Annotated in this window: 7 protein-coding genes; 5 read left to right on the forward strand and 2 right to left on the reverse strand. The window is 61.2% G+C overall.

The features are described 5' to 3' along the window. Window positions 1–72: 72 nt before the first annotated feature. Window positions 73–849 (forward strand): ferredoxin--NADP reductase, encoded by a 777-nt coding sequence (locus tag J7E36_RS22935; RefSeq protein WP_215008247.1) that lies wholly within the window; start codon window positions 73–75, stop codon window positions 847–849. 135 nt (window positions 850–984) lie between these two features. Here the strand turns inward: J7E36_RS22935 and mscL are convergent, their stop codons facing one another. Continuing rightward, window positions 985–1,398 (reverse strand): large-conductance mechanosensitive channel protein MscL, encoded by a 414-nt coding sequence (mscL, locus tag J7E36_RS22940; RefSeq protein ID WP_215008249.1) that lies wholly within the window; start codon window positions 1,396–1,398, stop codon window positions 985–987. Between the two features lie 282 nt (window positions 1,399–1,680). Here mscL and katB point away from each other — a divergent pair, with 282 nt between their 5' ends. From katB to radA, 3 genes are all read left to right on the forward strand, one after another. Next, window positions 1,681–3,222, forward strand: a complete 1,542-nt coding sequence (katB, locus tag J7E36_RS22945; protein ID WP_215008251.1) for a catalase KatB — start codon at window positions 1,681–1,683, stop codon at window positions 3,220–3,222. Window positions 3,223–3,296: 74 nt separating this feature from the next. Beyond that, a complete protein-coding gene (locus J7E36_RS22950) occupies window positions 3,297–3,845 on the forward strand; it encodes an ankyrin repeat domain-containing protein (RefSeq protein ID WP_215008257.1) in 549 nt (182 codons plus the stop codon). Between the two features lie 43 nt (window positions 3,846–3,888). After that, complete coding sequence (radA, locus tag J7E36_RS22955) at window positions 3,889–5,256, forward strand: DNA repair protein RadA (protein ID WP_030140305.1); 1,368 nt, start codon at window positions 3,889–3,891, stop codon at window positions 5,254–5,256. Between the two features lie 46 nt (window positions 5,257–5,302). Here the strand turns inward: radA and J7E36_RS22960 are convergent, their stop codons facing one another. Next, window positions 5,303–5,659, reverse strand: a complete 357-nt coding sequence (locus J7E36_RS22960; RefSeq protein ID WP_215008253.1) for a PilZ domain-containing protein — start codon at window positions 5,657–5,659, stop codon at window positions 5,303–5,305. A gap of 158 nt (window positions 5,660–5,817) precedes the next feature. Here J7E36_RS22960 and J7E36_RS22965 point away from each other — a divergent pair. Next, the coding region (locus tag J7E36_RS22965; protein WP_285229302.1) for a carbon starvation CstA family protein at window positions 5,818–6,721 on the forward strand (904 nt) is incomplete at its 3' end.

Below are 6,721 nucleotides of genomic sequence, written 5' to 3' on the forward strand. Positions count from 1 at the left end.
CATCATTTTCCGCCAGTGGTGAAGAGGCATTCTTTGCGGGACACTGTAGCCCTTGTCTCACTGGAGCGGCTCATGACCGACAGCAACGAGAAGTTCACCCGCCAGACCCTGCTCGATGTCCAGCCATTGACGCCTCACCTGTTTACGTTACGGACCAGCCGCGATCGTGGCTTTCGCTTTCGTGCCGGTCAGTTTGCCCGCCTGGGCGTCACCAAAGCCGATGGCAGTACCGTCTGGCGGGCATACTCCATGGTGTCTTCACCGTTCGACGAGTTCCTCGAGTTTTTTTCCATCGTTGTTCCTGGCGGTGAGTTCACCAGCGAGCTCAGCCGATTGCTGCCGGGCGACAGTCTGTTGGTGGATCGCCAGGCGTTTGGCTACCTGACCCTGGACCGCTTCGTTGATGGGCGGGATTTGTGGCTGCTGTCCACGGGAACTGGTGTAGCGCCGTTTCTTTCGATCCTTCAGGATTTTGAAGTCTGGGAGCGCTTCGAGCGAATCATCCTGGTGTACAGCGTGCGCGAAGCGCGGGAGCTGGCGTACCAGGCGTTGATCAAGGATTTGACCCGGCGTGATTACCTGGCCGAGTACGCGCACAAATTTCATTTCATCGCGACCGTCACCCGTGAGCCGTATCCGGGCGCGCTCAACGGGCGGATAACCACGCTGATCGAAAACGGCGAACTGGAACGGGCGGCAGGGGTGGCGCTGACGCCGGAGCATTCGCGCGTGATGCTGTGCGGCAACCCGCAGATGATCGACGACACACGCCAGCTGCTCAAGGCCAGGGGGCTGCAATTGAGCCTAACCCGTCGACCGGGTCAGGTGGCGGTGGAAAACTATTGGTAGGGACCAGACGCAAAACCGGTGGGAACGGGCTTGCTCGCGAAGACGTCGGCACAGTCGACATCACCGCAATCTGACCCACCGCTTTCGCGAGCAAGCCCGCTCCCACATGAGTCAATCGCTGTAATAACAGACCGCTCAGGGCCGTTCGTTCTGCGCCTTGAGCAGGTCGCGGATCTCGCTCAGCAGCAGTTCTTCCTTGCTCGGAACCGGTGGTGCGCTCGGGGCTACGGCCTCTTGGCGCTTGAGACGGTTGATGGCCTGCACGCCCATGAAGATGGCGAATGCCACGATGATGAAATCGATCATGCTCTGGATGAATTTGCCGTAGGCCAACACCACCGCTGGCGCATCACCCTGGGCAGCCTTGAGGGTAATGGCCAGGTCACTGAAATCCACACCGCCAATCAACAGGCCGATCGGGGGCATGACCACATCGCCAACGAAGGACGAAACGATTTTGCCGAACGCGGCACCTATGATGATCCCGACGGCCATGTCGACGACATTGCCCTTGACCGCGAAGGCCTTGAATTCGCTTAGCACGCCCATGTGTTATTCCTTGTGACAGATGAAGGAGAGAGTGGCAGTGTAAATCAGCCTGGCGTGTGTCGCTGGAAACGCCTGCTTACAAAGCTTGGTTATCGACCCGGCCTTGGCTGAAAAGTTTACAAAGTGCCATCAATCGCGCGTGATACGCGGTTGGAAACCGATCCCCCACAACGTTTTTTCTATCGAAGCGGTACGGGATTTCTATTTAGGATTTGGTTTTCCGGGCACTAGCCTCTGACAGGCGCACATGGATGCGCTCTACAACATCAGAGGATCACGCCTATGAACACTTCCCCTGGCTACGGGGCCTTTCCCCGGCGCCGTGCGCTTTTTGTGCTGACCGCCAGCTTGTTGTCCTTGTCCGTCAACGCCGCCACCCTGACCCGCGATAACGGTGCCGCGGTGGGTGACAACCAGAACTCACAAACGGCGGGACCCAACGGCCCGACCCTTCTGCAAGACGTGCAGTTGATCCAGAAGCTCCAGCGCTTCGACCGCGAACGCATCCCCGAACGCGTGGTGCATGCCCGTGGCACCGGCGCCCATGGCACCTTCACGGTTTCCGACGATCTCAGTGACCTGACCAAGGCCAAGGTCTTCGCCGCCGGCCAGGTCACGCCGGTGTTCGTGCGTTTTTCTGCCGTGGTGCACGGCAATCATTCGCCGGAAACCCTGCGCGATCCCCGTGGTTTCGCCACGAAGTTCTATACGGCCGACGGTAACTGGGATTTGGTCGGCAACAACTTCCCGACCTTCTTCATTCGCGATGCCATCAAGTTTCCCGACATGGTCCATGCCTTCAAACCCGACCCGCGGACCAACCTGGACGATGATTCCCGCCGTTTCGATTTCTTCTCTCATGTTCCCGAATCGACCCGCACCCTGACCGAGTTGTATTCCAACTCGGGGACACCGGCCAGTTATCGGGAAATGGACGGTAACGGTGTGCATGCTTACAAGCTGGTCAATGCCAAAGGTGAAGTTCACTACGTGAAGTTTCATTGGAAAAGCCTGCAGGGGCTGAAAAACCTTGATCCGAAAGACGTCGTGAAAGTTCAGGGCCAGGATTACAGCCATATGACCAATGACTTGGTCAGTCACATCAATAAAGGCGAGTTTCCGAAGTGGGACTTGTATGTCCAGGTGCTGAATCCCCAGGACCTGGCCAAGTTTGACTTCGACCCGTTGGACGCCACCAAAATCTGGCCAGGCGTGCCTGAGCGCAAGGTCGGGCAGATGGTCTTGAACCGCAACCCGGCGAATGTCTTCCAGGAGACCGAGCAGGTGGCAATGGCGCCGGCCAACCTTGTGCCAGGTATCGAGCCTTCGGAGGATCGCCTGCTCCAGGGGCGGGTGTTCTCTTATGCCGATACGCAAATGTATCGATTGGGGTCTAACGCGCTGCAGCTGCCGATCAACGCGCCCAAGGTGGCCGTGAACAATGGCAACCAGGACGGTGCGATGAACCCGGGCAACACCAGCACCGGCGTGAACTATCAGCCGAGCCGCCTGATGCCCCGTGATGAACAGCAGGCGGCGCGCTACAGCCAGACCGCACTGACCGGTAGCACCCAGCAGGCGAAGATCCAGCGCGAGCAGAACTTCAAGCAGGCCGGTGACCTGTACCGCTCGTTCAACCAGAAAGAGCGCAGCGACCTGATCGATAGCTTCGGCGGGTCGTTGGCGACCACCGATGACGAGAGCAAGCACATCATCCTGTCGTTTCTCTACAAGGCCGATCCGGAGTACGGCACCGGCGTGGCCCGCGTCGCCAAGGGCGATCTGGCCCGGGTCAAGGCACTGGCGCAAAAGCTGACTGACTGAGCCACACGTCTGACAGCTTCAGGGCTGTGTGAGCAGGTTTGCTCCCGCAGTCCTGTGGCAAAAGGAGCACGATGATGCGTTATTTCCTGTGTACGCTACTCGCCACCTGCGCACTGTCCGCGCTGGCCGATCAGCCCCTGCCGACCGACCCTGCAGCCGTACAAGAAGAGTTGCAAAGCTATTATTTCGACGCCGCCCGTCGGGGTGACGTGGCCATGCTCGATGCCTTTATCGATGCTCATTACTCACTCGATACCCAGGATGAAAAGGGCTACACCGCGCTGATCCTCGCGGCTTATCACGGCCATGGCTCCGCAGTGGAGCGGCTGCTGGCCGCCGGCGCGGATGCCTGCGCCCAGGACAAACGCGGCAATACCGCATTGATGGGCGCCATTTTCAAGGGCGAAGTGCAGATCGCCCGGCGCTTGCTCTCCACCGATTGCAGCCCCGATCAACGCAACGGCGCCGGGCAGACTGCGGCGATGTACGCCGGCTTGTTCAAGCGTACGGAGTTGCTCGATGCCTTGAAGGCCAAGGGCGCCGATCTGCAGGCCCAGGATCCGTTGGGCAACACCGCGACGGATCTGGCCAGGGGTGAAATCAGAATGCCGGCCCCGCGCTGAACCGTAGCTGGGCTATCATCGCGGTTTTTCTCCCGGAGTTCAGATGGCCAAGGCAAAGCGCATGTACGGCTGCACCGAGTGCGGCTCGACCTTTCCCAAATGGGCCGGCCAGTGCAGTGAGTGCGGGGCCTGGAACACGCTGACCGAAACCATGGTGGAAAGCGGCGGGGCGGCGGCGCCGACCGGGCGCACGGGCTGGGCCGGCCAGCAGGCACAGATCAAGACCCTGGCCGAAGTCAGCGTCGAGGAAATCCCGCGCTTTTCCACCGCTTCCGGAGAGTTGGACCGGGTGCTGGGCGGCGGCCTGGTGGACGGCTCGGTGGTGCTGATCGGGGGCGACCCGGGTATCGGCAAATCGACCATCCTGCTGCAAACCCTGTGCAACCTTGCCACGCGCATGCCGGCGCTTTATGTCACCGGCGAAGAGTCCCAGCAACAGGTCGCCATGCGCGCCCGGCGCCTGGGCCTGCCCCAGGACCAGTTGCGGGTCATGACCGAGACCTGCATCGAAACCATCATCGCCACGGCACGCCTGGAAAAACCCAAGGTGATGGTGATCGACTCGATCCAGACGATTTTTACCGAACAACTGCAATCGGCGCCCGGCGGCGTGTCCCAGGTGCGCGAAAGCGCGGCGTTGCTGGTGCGTTATGCCAAGCAGAGCGGCACGGCGATTTTCCTGGTGGGGCATGTCACCAAGGAGGGCGCACTGGCGGGGCCGCGTGTACTGGAGCACATGGTCGACACGGTGTTGTATTTCGAGGGCGAATCCGATGGCCGCTTGCGTTTGCTGCGGGCCGTGAAGAACCGTTTTGGCGCGGTCAACGAGCTGGGTGTGTTCGGCATGACCGACCGGGGGCTGAAAGAAGTCTCGAACCCGTCGGCGATCTTTCTGACGCGGGCTCAGGAAGAAGTACCCGGCAGTGTGGTCATGGCGACCTGGGAAGGTACCCGTCCGATGTTGGTCGAAGTGCAAGCGCTGGTGGACGACAGCCACCTGGCAAACCCGCGCCGTGTGACCCTCGGCCTGGATCAGAACCGGCTGGCGATGCTGTTGGCCGTCCTGCATCGACACGGCGGGATTCCTACCCACGACCAGGATGTTTTCCTCAATGTGGTGGGCGGGGTCAAGGTGCTGGAAACCGCGTCGGACCTGGCCTTGATGGCAGCGGTCATGTCGAGCCTGCGCAACCGACCGCTCCCCCATGACCTGCTGGTGTTTGGTGAGGTGGGGTTGTCGGGCGAAGTCCGGCCGGTGCCCAGTGGGCAGGAACGGCTCAAGGAAGCGGCCAAGCACGGCTTCAAACGCGCAATCGTGCCCAAGGGCAACGCGCCGAAGGAAGCACCGGCGGGGTTGCAGATCATTGCCGTGACACGCCTGGAGCAGGCGCTGGATGCGTTGTTCGAGTAGCCATTCCCTGTGGCGACGGAGCAAGCTCCCTCGCCACAGGGGCTTTTCAGACCTGGATCAACGCCGCCAATTCCCGCTCCAGCTCGGCATGATCGGCCAGGTTCAACTCCACCAGCCGACGCAAATGCGCGATGGAGTCCAGGTCGATATGCTCGCAGACGAAGCCCAGGTGGCCATGGTCGTCGTGGGTCAGTCGCACCTCCATGCGCACTTCCACTTCATTGCTCAGGTGGATGTCGGCCACGAAGGGCTCCTCGGGGTTGCCGAGCCAGGGTTCGGGCTTCTTGATCAGCAGGCCCTTGAGGGACAGGTCCAGCAATTCCACTGGCCATCTGTAGGGCCCCTGGCTCAGCTCGGTCCTGGCATGAAACTCGATTCGTACGAAGCGGCGGCGTTCGCTCATTACGCATTTCCTCTGAAGATGCACTGACTATAGACCCAACTCGCGTGTCTTCATCACCGTTCAGCCGGCGACAGACGAATGTCGGGTATGGCCTTTGTCCGGGTTAGCGCTAAACTTCGGGGGCAGTCTTTCTTGTCCACCCTGGCTGGAATATAAAAATGACAAACAATAGTAGCCTGCTGCGCCATCTGCCCTGGCTCTTGCTGGCCGTCGTCGGTGCGTGTGCCCTGGGGGTCGTGGCCTTGCGCCGCGGCGAACCCATCAACGCCCTCTGGATCGTCGTCGCAGCCGTGGCCATCTACCTGGTCGCCTACCGCTACTACAGTCTGTTCATCGCCAACAACGTGATGCAACTCGATGCGCGCCGGGCCACGCCCGCCGTGCTCAACAACGATGGCCTGGACTACGTCCCGACCAACAAGCATATCCTCTTCGGTCACCACTTCGCCGCCATTGCCGGCGCGGGGCCGCTGGTCGGGCCGGTGCTGGCCGCGCAAATGGGCTACCTGCCCGGCACGCTCTGGCTGATCGCCGGCGTGGTGCTGGCCGGCGCCGTGCAGGACTTCATGGTCCTGTTCCTGTCCACCCGCCGCAACGGTCGCTCCCTGGGCGACATGGTGCGCGAGGAAATGGGCCGCATCCCCGGCACCATTGCGCTGTTCGGCTGCTTCCTGATCATGATCATCATCCTCGCGGTGCTGGCGCTGATCGTGGTCAAGGCCCTGGCCGAGAGTCCGTGGGGGATCTTCACGGTGATGGCGACCATCCCGATCGCCATGTTCATGGGCATCTACATGCGCTACATCCGCCCGGGCCGCATCGGTGAAATCTCGCTCATCGGCGTGCTGTTGCTGCTGGGTTCGATCTGGCTGGGCGGGCAGATTGCCGCCGATCCGGTCTGGGCCAAGGCCTTCAGTTTCACCGGGATCCAGATCACCTGGATGCTGATCGGCTACGGTTTCGTCGCGGCGGTGTTGCCGGTGTGGCTGATCCTGGCCCCGCGGGACTACCTGTCGACGTTCCTCAAGATCGGCACCATCCTCGCCCTGGCGATCGGCATCC

It is taken from the genome of Pseudomonas fluorescens, assembly GCF_018614775.1.
GTDB classification, from domain to species: domain Bacteria; phylum Pseudomonadota; class Gammaproteobacteria; order Pseudomonadales; family Pseudomonadaceae; genus Aquipseudomonas; species Aquipseudomonas fluorescens_BY.

What these genes read in the sequence shown, in the direction of transcription:
- J7E36_RS22935 (WP_215008247.1), top strand. Translation starts at nt 73, where the DNA reads ATGACCGACAGCAACGAGAAGTTCACCCGCCAGACCCTGCTCGATGTC.
- radA (WP_030140305.1), top strand. Translation starts at nt 3,889, where the DNA reads ATGGCCAAGGCAAAGCGCATGTACGGCTGCACCGAGTGCGGCTCGACC.
- katB (WP_215008251.1), top strand. Translation starts at nt 1,681, where the DNA reads ATGAACACTTCCCCTGGCTACGGGGCCTTTCCCCGGCGCCGTGCGCTT.
- mscL (WP_215008249.1), bottom strand. Translation starts at nt 1,398, where the DNA reads ATGGGCGTGCTAAGCGAATTCAAGGCCTTCGCGGTCAAGGGCAATGTC.
- J7E36_RS22960 (WP_215008253.1), bottom strand. Translation starts at nt 5,659, where the DNA reads ATGAGCGAACGCCGCCGCTTCGTACGAATCGAGTTTCATGCCAGGACC.
- J7E36_RS22950 (WP_215008257.1), top strand. Translation starts at nt 3,297, where the DNA reads ATGCGTTATTTCCTGTGTACGCTACTCGCCACCTGCGCACTGTCCGCG.